General features: G+C 72.4%; 21 protein-coding genes and 1 tRNA gene. 8 read left to right on the forward strand and 14 right to left on the reverse strand.

Translation table 11 applies throughout. The features are described 5' to 3' along the window. Positions 1-75: 75 nt before the first annotated feature. Complete coding sequence (locus ACPPVX_RS21525) at positions 76-243, reverse strand: hypothetical protein (protein WP_426572633.1); 168 nt, start codon at positions 241-243, stop codon at positions 76-78. A 72-nt stretch (positions 244-315) separates the two neighbouring features. Further along, entirely contained in the window at positions 316-2,580 is a 2,265-nt protein-coding gene (locus tag ACPPVX_RS21530) for a DUF4214 domain-containing protein (protein ID WP_426572634.1), read from the reverse strand. Between the two features lie 262 nt (positions 2,581-2,842). Between ACPPVX_RS21530 and ACPPVX_RS21535 the strand changes: the two genes are divergently transcribed. Both ACPPVX_RS21535 and ACPPVX_RS21540 read left to right on the forward strand, forming a co-directional pair. Further along, positions 2,843-3,763 carry a D-isomer specific 2-hydroxyacid dehydrogenase family protein gene (locus ACPPVX_RS21535; RefSeq protein WP_426572635.1) on the forward strand — a complete coding sequence of 307 codons (921 nt, stop codon included), beginning with the start codon at positions 2,843-2,845 and terminating at the stop codon, positions 3,761-3,763. A gap of 49 nt (positions 3,764-3,812) precedes the next feature. Then, the gene (locus ACPPVX_RS21540) at positions 3,813-5,249 is read left to right on the forward strand and encodes an amidase (RefSeq protein WP_426572636.1); all 1,437 of its coding nucleotides are present in this window, start codon (positions 3,813-3,815) and stop codon (positions 5,247-5,249) included. Positions 5,250-5,259: 10 nt separating this feature from the next. Here the strand turns inward: ACPPVX_RS21540 and ACPPVX_RS21545 are convergent, their stop codons facing one another. Together ACPPVX_RS21545 and ACPPVX_RS21550 are read right to left on the reverse strand one after the other, a co-directional pair. Then, positions 5,260-5,961 (reverse strand): response regulator transcription factor, encoded by a 702-nt coding sequence (locus ACPPVX_RS21545; RefSeq protein ID WP_426572637.1) that lies wholly within the window; start codon positions 5,959-5,961, stop codon positions 5,260-5,262. Further along, positions 5,958-7,133 carry a sensor histidine kinase gene (locus ACPPVX_RS21550; protein ID WP_426572638.1) on the reverse strand — a complete coding sequence of 392 codons (1,176 nt, stop codon included), beginning with the start codon at positions 7,131-7,133 and terminating at the stop codon, positions 5,958-5,960. Before ACPPVX_RS21550 ends, ACPPVX_RS21545 begins: the two co-directional genes overlap by 4 nt. Before the next feature lie 142 nt (positions 7,134-7,275). Between ACPPVX_RS21550 and ACPPVX_RS21555 the strand changes: the two genes are divergently transcribed. The 3 genes from ACPPVX_RS21555 to ACPPVX_RS21565 all read left to right on the forward strand — a co-directional run bounded on the left by ACPPVX_RS21555 (position 7,276) and on the right by ACPPVX_RS21565 (position 9,951). Further along, the gene (locus ACPPVX_RS21555) at positions 7,276-9,276 is read left to right on the forward strand and encodes an APC family permease (RefSeq protein WP_426572639.1); all 2,001 of its coding nucleotides are present in this window, start codon (positions 7,276-7,278) and stop codon (positions 9,274-9,276) included. Next, on the forward strand, positions 9,251-9,691 hold the full coding sequence (locus ACPPVX_RS21560; RefSeq protein WP_426572640.1) for a hypothetical protein: 441 nt from the start codon (positions 9,251-9,253) through the stop codon (positions 9,689-9,691). The genes ACPPVX_RS21555 and ACPPVX_RS21560 overlap by 26 nt, the downstream gene beginning before the upstream one ends. Before the next feature lie 183 nt (positions 9,692-9,874). Then, positions 9,875-9,951: transfer RNA gene (locus ACPPVX_RS21565), tRNA-Val, on the forward strand. A 69-nt stretch (positions 9,952-10,020) separates the two neighbouring features. Here ACPPVX_RS21565 and ACPPVX_RS21570 read toward each other — a convergent pair. From ACPPVX_RS21570 to ACPPVX_RS21590, 5 genes are all read right to left on the reverse strand, one after another. Continuing rightward, positions 10,021-10,386 carry a hypothetical protein gene (locus ACPPVX_RS21570; protein WP_426572641.1) on the reverse strand — a complete coding sequence of 122 codons (366 nt, stop codon included), beginning with the start codon at positions 10,384-10,386 and terminating at the stop codon, positions 10,021-10,023. A gap of 190 nt (positions 10,387-10,576) precedes the next feature. Next, positions 10,577-12,226 carry a cellulase family glycosylhydrolase gene (locus tag ACPPVX_RS21575; RefSeq protein WP_426572642.1) on the reverse strand — a complete coding sequence of 550 codons (1,650 nt, stop codon included), beginning with the start codon at positions 12,224-12,226 and terminating at the stop codon, positions 10,577-10,579. 39 nt (positions 12,227-12,265) lie between these two features. Beyond that, positions 12,266-13,612, reverse strand: coding sequence for a diguanylate cyclase domain-containing protein (locus ACPPVX_RS21580; protein ID WP_426572643.1), 1,347 nt, complete (start codon positions 13,610-13,612; stop codon positions 12,266-12,268). A gap of 126 nt (positions 13,613-13,738) precedes the next feature. Then, complete coding sequence (locus ACPPVX_RS21585; RefSeq protein ID WP_426572644.1) at positions 13,739-14,689, reverse strand: alpha/beta fold hydrolase; 951 nt, start codon at positions 14,687-14,689, stop codon at positions 13,739-13,741. A gap of 41 nt (positions 14,690-14,730) precedes the next feature. Next, positions 14,731-15,699 (reverse strand): hypothetical protein, encoded by a 969-nt coding sequence (locus ACPPVX_RS21590; RefSeq protein ID WP_426572645.1) that lies wholly within the window; start codon positions 15,697-15,699, stop codon positions 14,731-14,733. Positions 15,700-15,775: 76 nt separating this feature from the next. On the opposite strand from ACPPVX_RS21590, the gene ACPPVX_RS21595 reads away from it, so the two are divergent. Both ACPPVX_RS21595 and ACPPVX_RS21600 read left to right on the forward strand, forming a co-directional pair. Further along, positions 15,776-16,831, forward strand: a complete 1,056-nt coding sequence (locus ACPPVX_RS21595; RefSeq protein ID WP_426572646.1) for a threonine aldolase family protein — start codon at positions 15,776-15,778, stop codon at positions 16,829-16,831. Next, entirely contained in the window at positions 16,828-17,049 is a 222-nt protein-coding gene (locus tag ACPPVX_RS21600; protein WP_426572647.1) for an RNA-binding S4 domain-containing protein, read from the forward strand. The genes ACPPVX_RS21595 and ACPPVX_RS21600 overlap by 4 nt, the downstream gene beginning before the upstream one ends. Before the next feature lie 134 nt (positions 17,050-17,183). Here ACPPVX_RS21600 and ACPPVX_RS21605 read toward each other — a convergent pair whose 3' ends face one another. From ACPPVX_RS21605 to ACPPVX_RS21615, 3 genes are all read right to left on the reverse strand, one after another. Then, positions 17,184-18,131: an LLM class F420-dependent oxidoreductase gene (locus tag ACPPVX_RS21605; protein WP_426572648.1), complete on the reverse strand. Its 948-nt coding sequence runs from the start codon at positions 18,129-18,131 to the stop codon at positions 17,184-17,186. A gap of 79 nt (positions 18,132-18,210) precedes the next feature. Further along, positions 18,211-18,825 (reverse strand): sigma-70 family RNA polymerase sigma factor, encoded by a 615-nt coding sequence (locus ACPPVX_RS21610; RefSeq protein WP_426572649.1) that lies wholly within the window; start codon positions 18,823-18,825, stop codon positions 18,211-18,213. Next, positions 18,822-19,436 (reverse strand): cupredoxin domain-containing protein, encoded by a 615-nt coding sequence (locus tag ACPPVX_RS21615; protein WP_426572651.1) that lies wholly within the window; start codon positions 19,434-19,436, stop codon positions 18,822-18,824. The genes ACPPVX_RS21610 and ACPPVX_RS21615 overlap by 4 nt, the downstream gene beginning before the upstream one ends. A gap of 126 nt (positions 19,437-19,562) precedes the next feature. Here ACPPVX_RS21615 and ACPPVX_RS21620 point away from each other — a divergent pair, with 126 nt between their 5' ends. After that, positions 19,563-20,303 (forward strand): YcnI family protein, encoded by a 741-nt coding sequence (locus ACPPVX_RS21620; RefSeq protein WP_426572652.1) that lies wholly within the window; start codon positions 19,563-19,565, stop codon positions 20,301-20,303. A gap of 49 nt (positions 20,304-20,352) precedes the next feature. Here ACPPVX_RS21620 and ACPPVX_RS21625 read toward each other — a convergent pair whose 3' ends face one another. Together ACPPVX_RS21625 and ACPPVX_RS21630 are read right to left on the reverse strand one after the other, a co-directional pair. After that, positions 20,353-21,180, reverse strand: coding sequence for a metal-dependent hydrolase (locus ACPPVX_RS21625; protein WP_426572653.1), 828 nt, complete (start codon positions 21,178-21,180; stop codon positions 20,353-20,355). A gap of 61 nt (positions 21,181-21,241) precedes the next feature. After that, positions 21,242-22,075: a metal ABC transporter permease gene (locus ACPPVX_RS21630; protein WP_426572654.1), complete on the reverse strand. Its 834-nt coding sequence runs from the start codon at positions 22,073-22,075 to the stop codon at positions 21,242-21,244.

Genomic DNA, 22,075 nt, shown 5'->3' on the forward strand with positions numbered 1-22,075 from the left:
GCGAGCGTAACTTGACCCGCGGGTCAAGTCACAGGTGGATGCGGTGGCGCTGCCCTCGGGCGCCAGGCGGGGCGGTCAGTAGGGCCCGTCGCAGCAGGAGTCGCGCTGGCCGCACATCGTGCACCGGTAGTGGGCGTGCTCCTGGCGCATCGGGCCACCGCAGTGCCCGCACTGGGTGGACAGGTCGCACGATGCCGGTGCGGACGGGGCGGGGGCCGGGGTGGGCTCGGTGGTGGCGCTCATCGCTGGCACGGTACGCGCCGAGGCCGGCCCCGTGAGGGACCGGCCTCGGTGAACTGCAGATGGTGGTGCGGGTCAGACGCGGGCGTCGTAGGCGGCGCTGAGCCGGATGGTGTGGGCGGCGTCGTCGAGCTTCTTGCCGTCGTTGAGGATCGGGTTGACCAGGTCGAAGAAGCCCGCCTTCGACGGGAACTTCGCCATCATCGACCGGTACATCCGGAAGACCTGCACGTGCGTGGTCTTGTCGCGGATGTTCTCGGTGGACTCCGAGAAGTTGATCATCACGTCACCGCGGTTGGCCGTCTTCTTGCTCAGCCGATCGAGCCAGTAGGTCCGGCCCGTGGGGTCGGCGGGCCGGTCGAGCACGTTCAGGTAGACGAGGTCGATGAACTGGCCGTTGTCGAGCGTGCCGTAGTCCCGCTTGAACTCCGAGGACTCCGAGAACTTCTTGGCCGCGTTGATCAGGCCCTTGCCGGCATCGAGCTGCGCCTGCCAGTAGTTGAAGCCATCGGGGTCCGGCGGCCGGTGGAAGTACGCCAGGTACAGGCGCACCAGCCGGGCATCGTCGCTGTTGCTCACGTTGGTGGGCAGCAGGCTCACGATCAGCGCATCGGGCGACGCCGTGCAGTTCGTGATGGCCGGGACCCACTGGTTGGTCTGCGCCGTGGTGGGCGCGGCGCCGGTGAAGTCCTGGTACTGCTGGTTCACCAGGGCCGTGACCGTGGGGAACGGCACCTTGTCGGCCGTGCACGGGTTGAGCGTGGTCGACGTGGTGGTCGGCGCCGTCGTGCTGGTGGTGGTGCTGGTGGTCGTCGTGGTGACGGCCGGGGTGCTGATCGTGAAGGTCAGGGTGACGCCAGCCGTGCTGCCGGTCGCAAAGGTGGAGTTGGTCCCGGTGTTGGAGACCCACGAGGAGCCGCCGCCGCCGCCGCCGGCGCCCTTGCAGCCCGTCGCGTTGTTGGCCCCCTGGGCGCCGCCGGCGTAGCCGCCGCCGCCACCGCCACCGACCACGCTCACGCCGACGCCGTCGAAGGCGCCGGTGGACGGGGCGTTGCCGCCGTCGCCGACCGCCGAGTCGGTGTTGTGCCCGCCCTTGCCGCCGAGGGCGGAGGAGCTGCTGCTCCCGGAGTCGCCGCCCTGGCCGCCGTTGGCGCCGTCGGGGCCGTGCCCGTTGTCGCCGTTGGCGCTGGCGCCGGAGCCGGCGCTGCCGCCGGAGCCCGACGGGGTGCCGGCGCAGTTGCTCACTCCGCCACCGCCGCCGCCACCGGCGACGACGAGCGGGGTGCCGCTACCCGAGGCGCACTCGGCGCCGAGGCAGGCGCCCGAGGCGGCGCCGCCACCGCCGCCGCTGGCGCCGGTGGTGAGGATGACGACCGAGCCGTTGCCGGTGTTGCCGCCGTAGGAGTAGCCGGCCGCGTTGGTGCTGTTGGCGCCATCGTTGATGCCGTCCTTGCCGTTGCAGCCGACGACGCCGGTGAAGGTCTGGCCCGCCGAGGCGGCGAAGGTGCCGAACGCCTGGCCGCCGGTGCCGCCGTCACGCTTGGAGCTCGAGGCCTGCGAACCGCTCTTGCCGCCCTTGCCGCCGGTGGCGGTGATGCTCACCGAGGTGGTGTTGGCGGGGGCCGTCGTGGACTGGGCCACGCCACAGGCCGTGCCGGGCGACCACGACTGCGTCGTGATCGTGGGCGGGGCCGTCGTGGTGGTGGTGGTCGGGCCGGCGGTGGTGCTGGTGGTGGGCGCCGCCGTGGTGGTGGCGCCGCCGGTCGTCGACGTGGTGGCGCCGCCCGTGGTGGTGGTGGCCGCTGCCGTCGTGGTGGTGGTGGCCGCCGCGATGGTGGTGCTCGTCAGGGTGGTGAGCGGCGTCGTGGCGTTGCAGGTCACGTTGACCGAGCCCGCCGCGGTGAGGGTGTAGGCGCCCGCCTGCTTGAACGTGGTCTTCAGGACCGCGGCGACGGCGCCGGTGGCCTTCAGCTGGAACGTGAGCGTCGGGTTGACGAACGAGGCGCCGTTGGCGATGGGCCCGGGCACGGTGAGCTTCACCGTGGTGCCGGAGATGGTGGCGGTGTAGGCGCCGAGCGTGCCGCTGCCGCCGCTGGCGGATGCCGAGCCGCCGACGATGGACGAGCCGGTGGGGGCCTGGAACGTGGTGACCATGTTCTTGATCTCGGCGCCGGCGGCCTTGCCGGGCGCTCCCGAGGGGGCGAGCACCACCGAGAACGTGCCGTTCTGGGCGACGGTCGCCGGGGCGGTGGTCGAGAGGTTGGTCGTCTGGGTCCCGCCCAGGTTGCCGCAGTCGAGCGTCTGGCTGACCGTGGCGGCGCCGGCGGTCCCGCCGGTCACGCTCACGATCGCCAGTCCGGCTGCGGCTGCGGCTGTGGCCAACAGGATGTGTCGAACTGAACGTCGTTTCATGCTCTGTGATGTCCCCCAGGTTGCGTAGGCCCGTCCACCGACGGGCCCCATGTCGGCGTGAAGTCTGACACACCGTCAGAAAAGAGTCGAATACCCACTCGGAACTCGGGAAAGATGTCCGGTTCCAGGTCAGCGGGCCGGGAACGCGTCCACCGCAGCTCCGGATCTGGTCGCGAGGTACCTTCCGGCCATGGCCGATGCGCACCGCCCCCAGATCGCCACCGCCCCGGTCAGCTCGTGGTGGATCGACGGTGCGGTCCGCGACGGAGGGGGTGACGTCGTCTCACCCGCGGAGGCAACCGGCGTCGTGTGGACCCAGGCGGACGATCCGGGGGGCCTGGCCGCGCTGCTGGAGGAGCACCCGAACCTGACCTGGGTGCAGCTGCCGTGGGCCGGGATCGAGCCTTACGTGCCGCTCCTCGACGCGAGCCGCGTGTGGACGTGTGCCAAGGGCGTGTACGCCGACCCGGTGGCGGAGCACGCGCTCGCGATGCTGCTCGCCGGGTTCCGCAACCTCCACCGCTACGGCGCCGCGCAGACCTGGACGACCCAAGCGGGCCGGAACCTCATCGGCGCCCGCGTCACGATCTTCGGGGGCGGAGGCATCGCCCGGTCGCTGATCGACATGCTCCAGCCGTTCCGCTGCCACGTCACCGTCGTCCGCCGCCACCCCCAGCCCATGGAGGGCGTCGACCGCGTCCTCGGGATCGACGATCGCGCCGCTGCACTCGAGGGCGCCGACGCGGTCGTGCTGGCGCTGCCGCTCCTGCCCGAGACCGAGGGCCTGATCGGTCCGGCCGAGCTCGAAGCGATGGAGCCGCACGCGTGGCTCATCAACGTTGCTCGCGGTGCCCACGTCCAGACCGGTGCGCTGGTGGCTGCCCTCGAGGCGGGGACCATCGGAGGGGCGGGCCTCGACGTCACCGATCCCGAGCCCCTGCCCGACGGCCACCCGCTCTGGGCGCTGCCGAACGCGATCGTCACGCCGCACACCGGCAACACCCAGGCCATGGCGCGGCCCCTGCTCGGTGCCCGCATCGCCGACAACGTCCGCCGGTACGCGGCGGGGGAACCGCTGGTGGGCTTGGTCGACGTCGACCTCGGCTACTGAGCGGGCGTCCGCCAGCGCGCCGTCCGTCACGGCTCTAGCGTCGGCCTGCATGGACTTCCGTCGCTCCGACATCGAGGATCTGGCCCGGCAGGTGCGCGAGCGCGAGGTGTCCGCCCGCGAGCTCACGGCCCACGCGCTCAACCGGATCGACGCCACCAACGACGAGGTCGGGGCGTTCGTCGCCATCGACGGCGAGTCCGCCCTGCTCCAGGCAGCCGACATCGATGCCTGCATCGCTGCGGGCGAAGATGTCGGCCCCCTCGCCGGCATCCCGATCGGGGTGAAGGACACGGAGGATGCCGAGGGCTTCCGCACCACGCAGGGCTCGCTGCTCTTCGCCGACCGGGCCGTCGCCACCTCCGACTCGGTGCTCGTGGCCCGGCTGCGGCAGGCCGGCTGCGTGATCATCGGCAAGACGAACACGCCGGAGCTGGCGTGGAAGGCCGACACCGACAACCGGGTCTTCGGCCGCACCGGCAACCCGTGGGCGCTGGACCGGTCGGCGGGCGGTTCGTCGGGCGGCAGCTCGGCGGCGGTGGCCGCCGGGATGGTGCCGATGGCGACGGGCTCCGACGGCGGCGGATCGCTGCGGATCCCCGGGGCGCTGTGCGGCCTCACCACCATGAAGCCGTCGCTCGGCCGCGTGCCGGCGGGCGGGCCGCGCCCGCCGGGCTGGGCCGACCTGTCGAGCAAGGGCCTGCTCGTGGGCACGGCCCGCGACAGCGCCTACGCCCTCGACGCGGTCATCGGCCCCGAGCCGACCGACCTGCGCTCGCTGCCGATGCCCGACGAGTCGTGGCGCGACGCCGTGGAGAACCTCCACGCGCCCCGGCGGGTGATCTGGTCGCCGACGCTGGGCTACGCCGTGCTCGACCCGGAGATCCGCGCCGTGTGCGAGCGCGCCGTCTCGGCCCTCGAGGCGCGCGGCACCGAGGTCCTCGTGATGGACGACGTGTTCGACGAGGATCCGGCGCTGCCGTGGCTGATGCTCTCGCTAACGGCCAACCTCCGCGTCGTGCAGGCCGCGGTCGACGGCGATGGCGACGGGCCCGGCTGGGACGACCTCGACCCGGGCCTGGCTTCGATGCTCACCTGGGCCCGCAACACCGCCGGGCCCACCACCGCGCTCGAGTCGTCCGATGTGGCCCACCACCTCAACCTCCGGCTCGTCGACCTGTTCCACGAGGCCCCGCTGCTGCTGACGCCCACCGTGGCCGGCCACACACCGGTCGGGTCGGCCGCCGGCCTGGTGAACGGCATCGAGGACATCAGCTGGGTCCGCTACACGTACCCCTTCAACCTCACGCGGTCGCCGGCCGGCACGGTGTGCGCGGGGTTCACGGGCGACGGCATGCCGGTCGGCCTCCAGGTCGTCGGTCCCCAGCACGCCGATGTGGCGGTGCTGCGCATGCTCGCCCTCATCGAGGAGACCGTCGGCGTCGACCACGCCTGCCCCTACGAGCCCTCGTTGTCGTCCGACGAGTAGCCCGGGCGGGTCAGGGGGCCTCGGGGGCCACCAGCCGGTAGCCCACGCCGGGCTCGGTGATGAGCTCGGGTGCGTTCAGCCCGGCCAGCTTCTTGCGGAGCTGGCTGGCGTAGACCCGCAGGTACTGGGTCTCGGTGCCGTACCCCTCGCCCCAGACCGCCTGGAGGATCATCCGGTGGGTGAACACCCGGCCGGGGTGGCGGGCGAGGGTGGCGAGGAAGCCGAACTCCTTGGGCGTGAGGTCGAGCTTCACGCCGCCCACCGTCACGGCGTGGTGGGGGAGGTCGACCACCAGGTTGCCGACCTGCAGGAGCGCGTCCTCGGACCCGTCGACGCGGCCCCGCTGGTGGTGGCGCAGGGCCACGCGGAGCCGGGCCAGCAGCTCGGGCGTGGAGAACGGTTTGGTGACGTAGTCGTCGGCGCCTTCGTCGAGCGCCGTCACCTTGACGTCGTCGGCGCCCTCGGCGGTGAGCACGACGATGGGGACATCGCTCCAGGCGCGGATGCGGCGGCACACCTCGATGCCGTCGATGTCGGGCAGGCCGAGGTCGAGGACGATGAGGTCGGGGGAGCCGGTGGCCGCCCGCTCCAGCGCATCGTGGCCGGTGCGGGCCACGTCGACCCGGTAGTCGCGGGCGGCGAGCGCGGCGCTCAGGGCGCGGACGATGGCGTGCTCGTCGTCGACCACCAGGACCTTGGGCGACGGGTTCACGGGGTGGCCCGGCGGGCGGATGCGACGGCCGCCTGGTCGACCGGCGTGGGCAGGATCGGCATGGTGAAGGTGAACCGGGCGCCACCGCCGTGGGCATCGGTCACGCCGATCGTGCCGCCGTGCGCCTCGACCACCGCCTTGCAGATGGCGAGGCCGATGCCGCTGGACCGGCTGCCGTGGCCGCGGTGGAACGCCTCGAAGATGCGCTGCCGGTCGGGGGCGATGACCCCGTCGCCCCGGTTCTCGACCCAGGCCTCGACCATCGTGCCCGAGGTGCGGGCGCCGACCCGGATGGTGGAGCGCGGCGGGCTGTGGCGCGCCGCGTTCTCGAGGAGGTTGGTGACGACGAGGTCGAGCTGCGTGTAGTCGGCGTGCACCAGCGGGAGGTCGGCGGGCACGTCGAGCTCGAGGCGGTGGTCGGCGATCACCCGCCGCAGCCGGGCGACCGTGGCGGTGAGGAGCTCGGCGAGCACGACCGCTTGCAGGTCGGGAGCGAACGAGCCGGACTCGATCCGGCTCAGGCTGAGCAGGTTGGCGACCAGCCGGTCGAGCCGTTCGGCCTCGTCGCTGACCAGGGAGAGCAGGTCGGCGCGCGTCTCGTCGTCGTAGAGCTCGTCGTCCATGAGGTCGGAGGAGACGGCGCGGATGGTGGCGAGCGGCGTGCGGAGGTCGTGCGACACCGAGCGCAGCAGCGCCGACCGCTGCTGGTCGACCTCCTCCATCAGCGCGAGCTTGTCGAGCTCGCGGCTGAGGCGCTGCTGCTCGTCGTGGGCGCGCTCGAGCCGGGAGGTGAGCGCCTCGAGCTCGGCCATGCGGGTCTCGGCGACGCTGCGACGCACGGCCTGGCGGGCCGTGAGCTCACCGACGATGAGCGCCACGAGGAGGAAGACCACCACGGCCGTGACGTCTTCGGGATCGAGGATCTTCCAGTGCCCGAACGGCGGGATGAACAGCACGCCGAACGCGACCGAGGTGGCGCCGGCCACGACGGCCGCCGCGACGCGGCCGCCGAGGACGGCCGCGAGCACGCCGGGGATCACCAAGATGAGCGCGGGCGTGGCCGGGTTGAGCGCATCGCGCATCGGCAGGAGGACGAGGACGGCCACGACCGCCGTCGCCGCGCCGCAGACCACGCCCAGCGGGCCGGAGGGGTAGCGGAGGCGGATCGGCACCGCTCCATCCTGCCGCGGAGAGCAGGTCGTCACCCCGCTCCCGGGCCCTTGGACCGCCGCCGAGCGCCATCTTTACGGGATCCTTGCGCCTCGGGCCGTTTCGCGACGCCGTCTTGATCAGGGCCCTCCCGACAATCGAACCATGACCGTGATCGACGATCCGCAGGCGGCTCCGACCACCCCCGTGGTGCCGGGCCCGCTGCCCCCTTCCGTCGGGGGCATCCCCGAGGCCAGGTCGTACCGGCTCAAGCAGAAGGTGCTGGGGCCCGCGCTGCACACCGACCAGCTCGAGCACCAGCGCCTCGGCAAGCCGACGGCGCTCGCGGTGTTCGCCAGCGACGCGCTGTCGTCCACGGCGTACGCGTCCGAGGAGATCCTGCGAGCCCTGGTGCCGGCCATCGGGTTCCTCGCCTTCACCGCGTTCCTCGTCCCGATCACCGGGGTCCTCGTGGCCGTGCTGGTGATCCTGGTGTTCAGCTACCGCCAGACCATCAAGGCGTACCCGTCGGCGGGCGGCGCGTACATCGTCACCAAGGACAACCTCGGCCTGCTCCCGGCGCAGGTGGCCGGCGTGGCCCTGCTCACCGACTACATCTTGACGGTGGCCGTGTCGGTGTCGGCGGGCATGGCCGCCCTCTACTCGGCGGTCCCGTTCTTCTACCCCTACCGGGTGCCCATGGCCCTGGGGTTCATCGCCGTCATCGCCTGGGGGAACCTGCGGGGCGTGAAGGAGTCGGGCCGCATCTTCGCCGTCCCCACCTACGCCTTCATCGTGTCGATGTTCCTGATGATCATCGTGGGCGTCACCCGCGGCGTGATGAACGGGTTCGCGACCATCCCGCCGCCCGACGGCCACATCGCCATCGGCACCGGCGTCGTCACGATCGTCCTGCTCCTGAAGGGCTTCGCCTCCGGCGGTGCAGCCATGACGGGCGTCGAGGCCATCTCCAACGGCGTGCCGGCGTTCAAGAAGCCCGAGGCCAAGCACGCCCGCCAGACCCTCATGATCATGGGCGTCTGCCTCGGCACGCTGTTCCTGGGGATCTCGTTCCTGGCCGCCAAGTACCAGGCGGTCCCCAGCGAGAAGACGACGGTGATCTCCGAGGTGGCCCGCCAGGCGTTCGGCGGCGGGCCCGTCGGCCACGCCATCTTCTTCTTCGTCCAGGCCGCCACGATGCTGATCCTGGTGCTGGCGGCCAACACCTCGTTCGCCGACTTCCCCCGCCTCGCCAGCTTCCACGCCGACGACGCGTTCATGCCCAAGCAGCTCACCAAGCGGGGCCACCGGCTGGTGTTCTCGAACGGCATCATCGCCCTGGCGGTGGCGGCCGCGATCCCGGTGCTGCTGTTCCAGGCCGACGTGAGCCACCTGATCCCGCTCTACGCGATCGGCGTGTTCACCAGCTTCACGCTCTCGCAGGCCGGGATGTCGGTCCGCCACGTCAAGCTGAAGGAGCCCGGCTGGCGCCTCGGCCTGTTCGTCAACGGCCTCGGCGCCGTCACCACGCTGGTGGTCACGCTCGTCATCGGCTGGATGAAGTTCAGCCACGGTGCCTGGTTCATCATCATCCTGGTCCCCGTGATGGTGGCGCTGCTGATGCGCCTCAACAAGCAGTACGAGCACGAGGCCGTCGAGCTGATCCACGATGTCGACGACGCCATCGGGACGCCCGTGCTGCCCCGCCACTCGGTCCTCGTGATGGTCGGCGACGTCGACCGGCCCACCGCCCGGGCCATCCAGTACGCCCGCACGATGCACGCCGACGAGACGCGAGCCGTGCACCTCGCCGCCGATCCGGAGCACGCCCTCGATCTGGCCCGGAAGTGGGAGCAGCTGGGCCTGACCCGGGTGCCGCTCGACATCGTCGACTGCCCTGACCGCCGCATCGAGCGCGCCCTGCTCGACGTGGTCTGCGAGGAACTCTCGGGCGACCGCACCGAGGTCAGCGTCCTCATCCCGAAGCGGGAGTACAAGCACTTCTGGCACCGGCTCCTGCACGACCAGACGTCCCGGAAGCTGGCGAAGGCCCTGGCCCAGGTGCCGCACGCCAACGTGACCCTGGTGCCGTACCACCTCGGGTCGATCCACATCTCCGACGAGGAGTGGGAGGCGTTCCATGCGAGCAAGCAACCACACCACTGATCCCTCGCCCGATGGCGACGGCGGCGCAGCCGAGGCGGCCGCGGGCGCCGGAGCCGCGGGCTCCGGCCCGGTGGCCGACCCGTTCGACCCGGACCGCGAGGGGGTGTACGACGCCCAGCCCGGCGGCATGCTCGACCTCGGCCGCTCCCACCCTGTGATCGAGGTGGTCTACCGCCACCGGGCCCAGGTGGGCGGCCGGGTCCGCTCGGTGCGCATCCGGCCGTGGGGCGAGATCCCCACGCTCGAGGCGGTGGTGGCCGACGCCACCGGTGCGCTCACGGTGGCGTTCCTGGGCCGGCGCTCCATCGCCGGGATCAGGCCCGGCGGCTGGCTCACCGTCGAGGGCATGGTCGGCCAGCGCAACGAGAAGCTGGTGATCCTCAACCCCGCCTACGACCTCCGTCCCATCGACTGAGGTCACCGCTTCCGGGTCCCGCCCCCGGAGGCGCGGCCTGGGTGCGGCCGTGGTGAGGAGTCCCACGGCCGCATCCGGACGCGCCGTCCATGGCGACGGCGCCCGCGGCCCGGGCCCTCGGGGGGCCGGCCGCAACGATTGTGAGCGGGTTCAGGCGGGTCCGCTAAGGTCCATCCCCCGCAGGGGCGTATAGCTCAGTTGGCTAGAGCACTGCCTTCACACGGCAGGGGTCACAAGTTCGAGTCTTGTTACGCCCACCACGGAAAAACCGACCAGCGGCCCCCTTGCGGGGGCCGCTGTCGCGTCCAGGGCGAGACCGCGGATCGGGGTCAGTAGTTGGAGCCGCCGGGGCAGGGGCCGGGGTAGTGGACCGGATCGGTGACGCCGTTCGAGTCGGTGAACTGGTGAGAGGTCTCACCGTTGCCGCTGCCCTGGCCGCAGTGCGCCTGCGCGTTGTTGGCGGCGGTGGTGGAGGTGGTGGAGGAGGTGGCGCCGTTGATGGCGTCCGCGCCCTTGAGGAAGCCGCCGCTCGTGTTCGATCCGAGGAACGTCACGGCGGCGATGGCGACGACCGCGATCAGGGCCACGAGCAAGGCGTACTCGACGAGCGATGCCCCCCGTTCGCCTGCGCGACGACGTCGCCGGGGCGGCCCCTCGACGGTCGGTGCGGTGATGTGGTCCGGCGATGGCTGCATGTGGTCGGTTCTCCCTCTCGACGTGGCACCGGGGGCGCCACCAACTTTCCGATTGACCATTCGGTATGTTTGTTGCCGTTCGTGATGGGTCGTACAGCCCATTCGTGGACCTTGCCCCGCCGAACGACGCGGCGGATGGGCGGCTGGCGCCAGCTGCTGAGCTGCAGCGGGCGGGCCGACGCCGGCTCGGTCAGCCGGTGAAGGTGGGGGAGCCGGCGACGGGGGTGGCCGCATCGGCGGTGTCGGCCGGCTCGGTGGCCACGGTGGTGCTGGTGCCCGAACCGGCCGTCGTGGTGGTGGTGGTGTCGGTGGGCTTCACGTCGGGCGGCTCGGGGGTGCCCGCAGCCCACACCTTGACGAAGGTGGACGCCGCACCCGGGTCGGTGGTGACGATCAGCTCGTCGGCGTCCGCCGCCGACGTGACCGTGCCGCCGGTGACCTTCACCGAGTAGCCCCCGCTGCCGTACACCGACGGCGGCACCTTGATCACGGTCTCGGTGCCGGCGGGGAGCCGCGTGCCGTCGGGCGACGCCGCATCCCACGTGAACCGCAGGACCTGGCCCGCCCGGTCGTAGTCGAGGGCGGAGGGGGTGCCGGCCACCTGCACGGGGTGCGGGCGGATCAGCGCGCCGGACACGTCGGTGTTGATCGAGGCGGTGGGGTCCGCGGTCATGTCGGAGACGAACTCGTCGTAGGACCACCACAGCCACGGCATGAGGGCGTTGTCCATCTCGCCCACCATCCGGTCGATGTCGGCGGGCTTGGTGACCGCGCCGAACTCGGTGTTGAGCAGCGCGCCGCCGGTCTTGTGGGACCAGCCGAGGGCGTTGGCGATGACGTTGGGCTCGAGCTTCACGTCGGTCGTGTACATGTGCCAGCTCATGCCGCTGTTGGCGTCGCCGCCCGGCAGGGCGATGTGGGTCTTCGACTGGCCGAAGTTGAACAGCACGTACGGCTCGCCGAAGACCAGGTGGTCGCTGTCCTCGGAGCGGATCGCCGTGGTCACCTTGTCGTGGAGCTGGTCGAGGCCCGAGGCGTCGCGGGCCGGGCAGCCGTCGGGATCGTTGATGCACGGGCCCCAGTCGGTGCCCGGCCACGGCTCGTTGAGGATGTCGTAGCCGAGGACGTCGGGGTTGGATCCCACCGCGCCGGCCAGGGCCTTGAACATGGTGGCGACCTGATCCTCGATGCCCACCCCGTCGGACGACTGCTCGTTGTTCCAGAAGCTGTCGAACGCAGCCTGGATGGCCGGGTTGGTGATGTAGTACAGCGGGAAGCCGGTGTGGGTGTTCTGGGCGCCGTGGGTGAACGTCATCCAGTCGGCGAAGCCGTTGCCCGAGGTGGTGGGGCCCCAGCCGTCCTGGTGGAGGTCGATGAGGACCAGCAGGCCGTGGTCGGTCAGCAGCTGGGCGGTCTGGGCGAACGAGGCGAGGTAGGCGGTGTCGATGACGCCGGGCGTCGGCATGAGCGATTCGCCGGAGAGGCCCAGGCGCACGGCATCGAACCCGTTGTCCTGGAGCCACTGGGCATCGTCGTCGTCGAAGCCGCGCTCGGCCGGGGTGCGAAGGTCCTTGGCCACGAGGTTCACGCCGTGCATCAGCACCACGCGGCCCTGCGAGTCGGTGAGCCACCGGCCGTCGTGGCCGAGCAGGCCCGGGCCCGTGCTGGAGAACGAGGACGGGGCGGCGGGTGCGGCGGGCCGCGCCGGACCGCTCCGCTCGGCGTGGGCGACCGAGGTGCCGGCCGTCAGCGCGGCGACGGCCGCCCCGACCGCGACCAGGCTCCGGGCCCGGCCCGGCCTCCGCGAACGACGTTCCTGATCAGTCCCCCGAGTTCCCATGGACGTGAACGTAGCGTCGCGGCTCGCCGCGACGAGCCATCAGCTGGCGGGGGAGCGGCGCCACCTGCTGCGGCCGCCGCGCTTGGCGCCGTAGAGGGCGTCGTCGGCGCGGGCCACCACGGCATCGATCGAGAGCCCGGGCTGGGAGCGGGCGCACCCGGCGCTGGCCCCGATGCAGATCCGGTGGCCGGCCACCACCATCGACTCGCCGAGCGACGCCACCACGCGGTCGGCGAGCGAGTCGAGGTCGCGATCGTCGACGCGAGGGACCGCCACGATGAACTCGTCGCCACCGAGGCGGGCGACCAGGGCCCGCGGGCCGGCCTCGGCGACCAGCCGCTGCGCCACCGTGATCAGCACCTGGTCGCCGATGGCGTGACCGAGCGAGTCGTTGACCGGCTTGAACCGATCGAGGTCGAGGTAGACCACCCCGAACGGCGTCCCGCGCTTCGACCAGGTGCCGAGCACCTCGAAGCACCGGCCGCGGTTGGCCAGACCGGTGAGGCCGTCGTGGTGGGCGAGGTGCTCGAGCTGGGTGAGCTCGTGGCGGCGCTGGAGCGCGAGGAGGACCGCCTGGCGAGGGCGCCGGACGAGCGCCTCGGTCAGGATCGGCACCATCCCCTGGGTGGGCACCCACATGACCAGCACCGCCGGTCGAGAGGTGCCCGGATCGGCGATGGGCACGGCGATGCACGCCTGGTGGCCGTGATCACCGAGGAGCTCCTGGAGCGCCGGGTCGAGGTCGGCCGTGGCCATCCAGGCGGTCTCACCCGTGGCCATCGCCCGCGCCCACGGGGTGTCGGTGCTCTCGTCGGTCCCGCCGTCGGCCGTGGCGCCGGCGAGCTCGGGGCGCAGCAGCCCGGCGACGTGGCGTCGGCCGTGCTCGTCGAACGCGATCAGCAGGTCGCCGTCGCCGTCGCTGCTCAACCCGAGGGCGAGCGTCTCGAAGCACTGCTGGAGCGGCAGCCCCGAGGAGATGGCGGTGAGGAACAGCCAGTGCGCCTCCTGGAGCTGGTTGTCGCGGACCGTGACCTTGGTGATGGGGCCGATGCCGTGGGGCGGCCCGGGCAGGTCGATGGCCGACGGCCCGAGCTCGAGGTACTGGTACGTGCCGTCGCCGCGGCGCAGGCGCATCAGGCCGGGGCGGGGGCGGATGCCCTCGCCGACGCCGGCGATGTTGGCCCCGGCCCGCTCGAGGTCGTCGGGGTGCACCAGGTCGACCACGCTCGATCCGACCAGGGCATCGAGCGACGTGCACAGCAGGGCCGCGGCTGCCGGGTTGGCGTAGATGATCACCCCGTGGGCGTCGAGCGCGGCGACGGCCTCGTTGCCGTCGTGCACCAAGGAACCCACCCAGCGGGGCGGGGAGTCGCCGATCTCCTCCACGGAGGGCAGTCTACGCGTTCAACCACGCTTCGTGTTCAGATAAGCACGTTGCGAGGGGCTGGTGGTGGATCCCCCCTGGTCACGGCTCGCGGCGGCGATCCGCGAGGTCGGGCGGGTCTGACGGGATCAGGCGGCGGGCCGACCCCCGACCAGGCGCTCCTGCCACTCGGTGGCGTCGAGCTGGACGGCCGGGTTGCGCTCGAGGAAGCTCGTCAGGACGTCGACGAAGCGCTGCGGCTCCTCGACGTGCGGGAAGTGGCCGGAGTGCTCGAAGACCACCAGTTCGCTGCCGGGCATGGCCTCGTGGGCCGTGTGGGCGTGCTCCACCGGGATGATGTGGTCCTTCTCGCCCCACACGATGAGCGTGGGGAGCAGCTCGGCCAGGTAGAGCCGGTCGTGGGCGCTGACCGACTGACCGCCCAGGTCGATCACGGCGCGCAGCGTCTTCACGAACGCCTGGCGGGTCTCGGGATCGGTGAGCGAGGCGTACCCGCGCCACTCCTCCTCGACGTGCGGGGCGCGGACGCCGAACGCGCCGAGGCGGCGGCGGACCGCATCGCCCGCATCGCGCACGAAGCTCGGGAACAGGACCGGCATCACGTACTCCACCCCGGGGAGGGTGAGCGCCCGCAGGATCCACGACACGTCGGGGCCGAGCCCGCCGCTGTTGACCAGGACCAGCCGCTCGCAGCGCTCCGGGTGCTGGTAGGCGAACTGCATGGCGATGCCGCCGCCGAGCGACTGGCCGATGATGGTGGCCCGTTCGATGCGCAGCGCCACCAGCAGGTCCCGGAGGCCGCTGGCGAAGGCGCCGAGCGAGTAGTCGTGGCGGGGCTTGTCGGAGGCGCCGTGACCCAGCAGGTCGGGGGCGATGACCGTGAAGTCCCTGGCCAGATGGGGCCCGACCTCGCGCCAGGTGGCGGAGCTGCCCGCCATGCCGTGCACGAGGAGGAGCACGGGTGCTCCCTCCGACGGCTCGGGCCCTCCGAAGCGGTACGCGACATCGTGTCCATGGATCCGGATGGTTCGCTTCTCGAGGGCTGGCACGGGGTAGGAACCTAGGTGCTGGCCCGGCATCCGTCGCTGTGGCGTCGGGCACCCGTGCCCGGCGGCACCGCTCAGCTGCGGGCCTGGCCCGAGTTGGCCGACACCGTCATCCCGGAGGCGTCGATCGCCTCGAAGCTGGTCCCGGTGATGCGGCGCAGCGCGGCCAGGTCGTCGTTGTTCCACCGCGAGTCGGGGACGCCCGAGAGATACCAGGCCGAGCCGTTGTCGGCGTTGATCGCTCCGTAGGTCTTGAGGGCCGTGATGATCGGGCGGACCGACGCCGGGAAGTCGGCCTCCTTCACCGTCGACTTCAGGCGGAAGCGCTGGCCCATCGCCGGCGCGTCGACGCTGGTCGTGGACCCGGCCTGGTGCCGCGCCGGCCACACGTACGCCTTGCGGCTCACCGGCACGGTCATGCGGATGGCGTGGTCGATGCGGCCGGCGGCCACCTCGTCGTAGCGGACCAGGCCGGGCAGGACGGGCAGGCCGGCGGCGTCGGCCGAGGTCCACGTCGCCGGGCGGAGGGCGTTCGACTTGAGGTCCCACACGGCTCCGGACCCGGCGGTCCAGGCGCTGGTCGAGGTGGGGTGGGCGTCGTAGAGCTCGTAGAGGCGGCAGGCCCCCTTGTCGACGATGAGGACGTGGCGGTCGCCATCCGCGTTCGGGCCGCCCTCGATCGGCGGGCTGGCGGGCACCGGGTACGGCCCCGGATCGCTCTCGTCGGCGTAGTCGAACGTGACCTTCACCTTGGGCTGGGTGGCGGGCACCACCACGTAGGGGATGCCGATCGGGCCGCCGTCCCAGAGCCCGGAGCCGAAGTCGGCCTTGAGGCCGGCGGCCGCGCCAACCGTGGCCACGATGGCGCTGGAGTTGGCCAGCAGGGGCGCCTTCGTCACGGGCGCGTGCCAGTGGCTGTCGGCCGGGAACATCGGGCACTCGGTGCCGGGGACCACGGTGTCGCAGCTGGTCAGCCCGGTGAGGGCCACGGTGGCGACCAGGGCGAGCGGGATCAGGCGGCGGGACCAGGAGCGTGGGGGCACACCTGGGTATCGACCCGTCGGGCGCCGATCTTGATGGGCCGAACGGCCGGCACCGCCCGCGCGCGACGATGGGACCATGGCCCTGCCCCCCACGCCCGCCGCCTCGTTCGCCAGCGACAACGCCGCCGGCGCATCTCCCGAGGTGATGGATGCCCTCGTCGCCGCCAACTCGGGCCCGGCCCTGGCCTACGGCGCCGACGCCTGGACCGCGGCGGCCACCGAGGAGCTCCGCGAGCTCTTCGGCGCCCCCGTGGAGGTGGTGTTCTGCTGGGGCGGCACCGGGGCCAACGTCGTCGGGCTGGCCACGCTGCTGACGCCGTGGCAGTCGGTGATCACCGTCGACACCGCCCACATCGTCGTCGACGAGTGCGGCGCCCCGGCCCGGTTCACGGGGTCGTCCATCACGCCCGTGCCCCAGGTCGACGGCAAGCTCACCATCGAGGCGGTCCACCCGTTCGTCGACTGGCTGGGCACCGAGCACCACCCGCAGCCCAAGGTGCTGTCGGTCAGCCAGGTCACCGAGATGGGGACGCTGTACTCGGCTGCCGAGCTGGCCGCCCTGGCCTCGTTCGCCCACGAGCACGACATGTACCTCCACGTCGATGGCGCCCGCATCGCCAACGCCGTCGCCGCCTCGGGCACGGGCATCCGCGAGCTCATCGTGGAGCCCGGCGTCGATGTGCTCACGTTCGGCCTCACCAAGAACGGCGCCATCTACGGGGAGGCGGTCGTGTACCTGCGGCCCGAGCTGGCGGCCGATGCCCGGTTCATCCGCAAGCAGGCCGGCCAGCTGCCGTCGAAGACCCGCTTCGTGGCGGCCCAGGCCTCGGCGCTGCTCGCCGACGACCTCTGGCTCCGCAACGCCCGCCACGCCAACGACATGGCCGCGCTCCTCGCCGAGCTGGTGGCCGAGATCCCCGGTGTCGAGGTGCCCGTGGCCCCGGCCGCCAACGCCGTCTTCGCCCGCATCCCGTGGGACCGCCTGGCCGACCTCCAGGCCTGGTCGTTCTTCTGGGAGTGGGACCCGCAGGAGCACCTCGTGCGCTGGATGACCAGCTTCACCACCACCGAAGACGACGTCCGCACCTTCGCCGGCGGCGTGCGGGCCATCCTGGCGGAGGACGGCGCATGAGGCAGCTGGCCATCGCCGACGACATGATCCGCCTCGGCCAGCTCCTCCAGCTGGCGGGGTGGGCCGAGGGCGGCGCCGAGGCCAAGCACTTCATCACCGACGGCGAGGCTCGCGTCAACGGCGAGATCGAGACGCGCCGCGGCCGCCAGCTCCACCCCGGCGACGTCGTCGAGCTCTTCGGCGAGCAGCTCCAGCTCGTCCACGACCCCGACGCCTGACCCGACCGCGCCCCGAGCCCCGCGCCCCGAGCCGAGCACCCGCTCCCCATGGAACGTTCTGGGACGGCCCGGTGGCCTGCCCGGGTGATCACAGAACGTTCGGGGGGAAGCGGTGGAGGGCGGAGGCGGTGAGGTCAGGTGCCGGCGAGCTCGGCGACGACGGGGGCGAAGGCGTCGAGGGCATCGAGGCTGAGGCCGATCGAGGCGATGCCGAAGCGCTCGCGGCGCACCAGCAGGTCCTCGACGATCTGATCGACCGTGCCGCACAGGGCGTGGGGCGTCTGGAGCGACTCCTCGACGGTCAGGCCCATCGCCGGGGCCACGGCCTCGGCGACCGTCATGCGATCGTCGGTGATCATCGCTAGGTGGATGCGCGTGTGCAGCTCGATCTGGTCGAAGCGGTCGCCGGCGGCGGCGCGGACCCAGCCGATCTTGCGCTCGGTCGCCGCCGCCGTGGCGTCGGGCCCGGCCGACGCATCGATGACGCCGTTGGGCAGCTTGGGGTTGAGGCCCACGATCTGGGCGTGGCGGCCGGCCAGCTCCAGCACCTTGCGCCCGCCGCCGCCGATCAGCAGGGGCACGGGCCGCTGCACCGGCTTGGGCGATCCGCTCAGCCCGTCGATCCGGTAGAACTCGCCCTCGAAGGTGCACGGACCGTCGGAGAGCAGGCCGGTGACCACGGCGATGGCCTCCTCGAGCCGGGCGATCCGCACCCCGGGGCTGTCCATGGGGATCCCCGCGGCCTCGTAGTCCGACGTCATCCAGCCGGCGCCGAGGCCCAGCTCGAAGCGGCCCTCGGAGAGGATGTCGAGCGTGGCCGCCTCCTTGGCCAGCACGGCCGGGTGGCGGTAGTCGTTGCAGAACACCAGGGCGCCCACGCGCAGCGTCGAGGTGGCGTCGGCCGCCGCCATCAGGGCGGCGACCGGGGAGAGCTGGTCGTCGAGGTGGTCCGACACGGTGAGGCGGTGGTAGCCGAGGTCCTCGACCTTGCGGGCGAGGTCGCGCCAGCGCGACGCGGTGATGTCGGGCGGCGACGAGCACTGCACGCCGAAGCGGAAGGGAGGCAGGGGAGGAGTGGTCACGGTCTCATCGTCGTCGGGGGTGGGCACGAGCCGGGGTTCGACCGGCCGAGGCTCCCGATGGTTGCACCGATCCGGCCGGTCAGGCCGATCCGACCGCCGACGCGCTGCTGGGGCCGTCGTCGGCCCGGGCCATCGCCAGGAGGTCGGCCCTCGCCCGGGCGACGCGCGACCGGATGGTGCCGATCGGGCACGACACCATCTGGGCGGCCTCGTCGTAGGCGAAGCCGAGCACCTGGGTCAGCACGAACGCCTCGCGACGATCGGGGTCGAGCTCGTCGATGAGGTCGGTGAGCTCCACGGTGGAGCCGTGGCGCTCCCACCGGTCGATGGTGTCGACGGGCTGCACGGCGATCCGCTCCACCAGCCGGCGGCGGCGGACCAGGGCCCGGCGCTCATCGAGGCAGGTGTTGCGGGCCACGCCGATGAGCCAGGTCCGCGGCGACGACTCCCCGCGGAACGACGCCAGGGCGGGAAGGGCGCGCAGGTAGGTGGCCTGGGTGGCGTCGTCGGCGAGGCCAGCGTCGAGGAGGTGCGCGCAGTAGCGCCGCACATCGTCGATCGTGCGCTGGACGAACGCGGCCTCGGCCTGGGCGTCGCCCTGGCCGGCCCGCACGGCGAGCACCGCGAGGTCCTCGTCGCCCCGGATGCGGGGGAGCGCGGCGCGGCGCCGGTCCCCGACCCGAACGACCCTCACGCGTCGACCGTGACGGTGCCGGTCATGTGGGGGTGGATCGTGCAGAAGTAGTGGTAGGTGCCCGGGGACGAGAAGGTGGCCGTCTCGGTGTGCCCGGGGAGGAGCTGCTCGGAGACGGTGGCCCCGCCGAGCTTGCGGACCAGCTGGTGGGTGGCCGCCCCCGCGTTGCGCCACTCCACGGTGGTGCCGGCGTGCACCTCGACGTCGGCCCGGTCGAACGAGTTGTTCCACGCGTCGATCAGCACCTCGCCCGACGCCAGCTCGGGTGCGGGAGGCGCGGGATCCCTCGGGGTGTGCGAGATGCTCACGACTGCGATCATGGCCGCTGCGATGCCGGCGACGGCAACCGCACCGCGCCGGATCAGGCGGCGGTGGGAGGCGTGGTCGGCGGTGCGGTCCTGGGCGCGGCGGGCCAGCACGGCGTCGGCGAGGGCGCCGGTGGTGCCCGAGGGCTGGAGCCGGGCGCGCCGCCGGTCGTGCTCGAAGGACCGCAGCAGCTCGCGGCACGGCGCGCACGTGCGCAGGTGGGCGTGGAGCCGTTCGGCCTCGGGGCCGTCCAGCTGGTCATCGGCCGCGGCCGAGATCGGTTCGAACCACTCTTCGTGCACCATTCGCCCATCAGTCGTCGCGACGGGGCGAATGGTTCCCGTCGGGTGGACGGTGTGGGCGGGATCCGGGAACCAGACCGGTCGATCGTTCGACTCACCTTCGTCAGCTCACCGCTCCGAGGAGATCCCATGCCCCGCTTCCAGACCCGTACGGCCCGCATCGTGGCGGCCGGAGCCACGGTGGCCGCCGTGAGCTGGATGGGCATGAGTGCGGCGAGCGCGCACGTCGAGCCGGTGGTCGAGGAGGTGCCGGCCGGCGCCTACACCGCCACCGAGCTGCGGGTCCCGCACGGCTGCGACGGTTCCCCCACCGTGAAGGTCGAGGTGCAGATCCCGGCGTCGGTTCTGGCCGCCTCGCCGTTCTGGATCTCGGGATGGACCGCCTCGGCGGAGGAGACCAAGCTCGACACGCCGGTCGACGACGGCGACGGCGGCCAGATCACCGAGAAGACCAGCGTGATCACCTGGACGGCCAAGGACGGCAGCGCCCTCCCCGACCACCAGGTGCTCGACTTCGGGATCTCCTACCAGGCGCCCGACAAGGTGGGCGAGGTCCTGTACTTCAAGACGATCCAGACCTGCGAGCAGGGCACCTCCGAGTGGATCACCGAGTGGGACGGCAAGGGCGAGGAGCCCGAGAAGCCTGCCCCCCACGTGACCGTCGTGGCCGCTTCGGGCGATGAGCACGGCGCCGAGGCGGCTGTCGGCGAGGAGGGCTCGACCACCACGGTGGTCGCCTCCGACTCGTCCAGCGCATCCAGCTCCGACGACGGCGACAGCTCGAACGCGCTCGCCATCGTCGCCCTCGCCGTGGGTGCCGTCGGCATCGGCCTGGGCGGAGCCGCCTTCGCCAAGACCCGCAAGGCCTGAACCCCCGGACCGGCCCCGAGGGGCGGCGCCGGGTCGGGCTGGGGCGGGATCAGGGCAGGGCCCACTCCGGGACGGTCGAGGTCTCGGGGTCGAGGTTGTCGAGCCAGTGCTCGAGCCCGGCCGGGTCGACCAGCTGCTCGGGGTGGTGGCCGGGGAGCGCCGAGATGACCATCACCGGCAGGGCCACGAAGATGAAGCTCAGGCACCAGCTGATCAGGCGGAACCAGGCGGTGGGGTGGAAGATCCGCCGCTCGCCGACGAGCATCGTGATCGAGCCGGCGAACGCACCGGCGGCCAGGATCAGGGCGGCGACGGTCATCGCCCAGGCGTAGCGGAGGCGGCCACCGCCCGCCGCCGCGTACACGTCGAACGCCACCCGCTTGTGCTCGACCTCTTCGGCCAGGTGCCACAGGAAGAGCGTGGCCGGCACCGGCTCGGCGCCGCGCAGGAGGCTCTGGCGCTTGTCGACCCAGCGGGCCGCCACGAAGGCGATGGTCTCGAACCCGGCGGCGAAGGCCAGGCCGAACTTGGTGCTGCGCCGGCGGAGCTTGGCGAACGTCCAGGCGCAGGCGTCGTCCATCCGGCGCAGGCGCGGGTAGCGGGCGATCAGCAGGTCGTTGAGCCGGCGGTGCTGCGCGTGGTGCTGCGCCTCCTGGCTCAGGTACGTGTGAGCGTCCTCCGCCAGCGCCCGGTCCTCGATCATCCCGTGCCCGATCGCGGCCCGGGTCGAGGCCACCACGTACGGCTCGGCGTGGGGCATCAGCATCGACACGGCGTTGGCGGCGATGGCCAGCTCGGGCACCCTCGGCGTCCACACCGGATCGAGGTCGTCGGGCCACTGGAAGCGGACGCGCCGGAGGGGGAGCTGGTCTGACACCGGTACCCATCGGCACGGGCGAGCGGATCGGGAGCGGTGCGCCCCGCCGGATGGGCGGGGCTCAGGCGTGGCGCGCCGACCGTTCGCGCGAGCGGTCACGCACGGCCGTACCCCCTGCGACCAGCAGGAACAGGCCGATCGCGAACAGCACGATCGTCCCGCCCGACGGCGTGTCGCTGTAGAACGACGTCGTCACCCCGGCCACGGAGACCACGACGCCGATCAGGGTGCCGAGCGCCACGGTGGCCCGGAAGCTGCCCGCCAGCAGCTGGGCGGTGGCGATGGGCACGATCATGAGGGCGCTGATGAGCAGCAGCCCGACCACCCGCATCGACACGACGACCGTGACGGCCGTGACCACGGCGAGCAGCAGGTTGAGCGTGAGCACGGGGAGACCCGAGGCGGTGGCGTACTCCTCGTCGTTGCTGACGGCGAACAGGTAGCGGCCCAGGCCGTGGGTCACCGCCAGCACGATCGCCGACAGCACCGCGAACACGATGAGGTCGGACCGGCTCGTGGTGGTGATGGCGCCGAAGAGGTAGGCGTTCAGGTTGCCGGGCGTGCCGCCGGGCGCCTGCGAGATGAGCACCACCCCGCCGGCGATGCCCCCGTAGAACAGCACGGCCAGGGCGACGTCGCCGCTCGTGCGCCCGCGGGCGCGGATGACCTCGATGGCGACGGCGCCGGCGACGGCTGCGATCAGGGCGGTCCACACCGGGGAGGTGGACGTGAGCACCCCGGCGGCCACGCCGGCGAGGGCGACGTGGCCGAGGCCGTCGCCGATGAGCGAGAGCCGGCGCTGCACGAGGTAGACGCCGACCGACGGCGCCGACAGGCCGATGAGCACGGAGGCGATGAGGGCCCGCTGCATGAACGTGTAGTGGAGGAGCGACAC

Source organism: Aquihabitans sp. McL0605, assembly GCF_049993875.1.
GTDB lineage: Bacteria > Actinomycetota > Acidimicrobiia > Acidimicrobiales > Iamiaceae > Aquihabitans.

What these genes read in the sequence shown, in the direction of transcription:
- ACPPVX_RS21525 (WP_426572633.1), bottom strand. Translation starts at nt 243, where the DNA reads ATGAGCGCCACCACCGAGCCCACCCCGGCCCCCGCCCCGTCCGCACCG.
- ACPPVX_RS21535 (WP_426572635.1), top strand. Translation starts at nt 2,843, where the DNA reads ATGGCCGATGCGCACCGCCCCCAGATCGCCACCGCCCCGGTCAGCTCG.
- ACPPVX_RS21540 (WP_426572636.1), top strand. Translation starts at nt 3,813, where the DNA reads ATGGACTTCCGTCGCTCCGACATCGAGGATCTGGCCCGGCAGGTGCGC.
- ACPPVX_RS21555 (WP_426572639.1), top strand. Translation starts at nt 7,276, where the DNA reads ATGACCGTGATCGACGATCCGCAGGCGGCTCCGACCACCCCCGTGGTG.
- ACPPVX_RS21560 (WP_426572640.1), top strand. Translation starts at nt 9,251, where the DNA reads ATGCGAGCAAGCAACCACACCACTGATCCCTCGCCCGATGGCGACGGC.
- ACPPVX_RS21570 (WP_426572641.1), bottom strand. Translation starts at nt 10,386, where the DNA reads ATGCAGCCATCGCCGGACCACATCACCGCACCGACCGTCGAGGGGCCG.
- ACPPVX_RS21575 (WP_426572642.1), bottom strand. Translation starts at nt 12,226, where the DNA reads ATGGGAACTCGGGGGACTGATCAGGAACGTCGTTCGCGGAGGCCGGGC.
- ACPPVX_RS21585 (WP_426572644.1), bottom strand. Translation starts at nt 14,689, where the DNA reads ATGCCGGGCCAGCACCTAGGTTCCTACCCCGTGCCAGCCCTCGAGAAG.
- ACPPVX_RS21595 (WP_426572646.1), top strand. Translation starts at nt 15,776, where the DNA reads ATGGCCCTGCCCCCCACGCCCGCCGCCTCGTTCGCCAGCGACAACGCC.
- ACPPVX_RS21600 (WP_426572647.1), top strand. Translation starts at nt 16,828, where the DNA reads ATGAGGCAGCTGGCCATCGCCGACGACATGATCCGCCTCGGCCAGCTC.
- ACPPVX_RS21615 (WP_426572651.1), bottom strand. Translation starts at nt 19,436, where the DNA reads ATGGTGCACGAAGAGTGGTTCGAACCGATCTCGGCCGCGGCCGATGAC.
- ACPPVX_RS21620 (WP_426572652.1), top strand. Translation starts at nt 19,563, where the DNA reads ATGCCCCGCTTCCAGACCCGTACGGCCCGCATCGTGGCGGCCGGAGCC.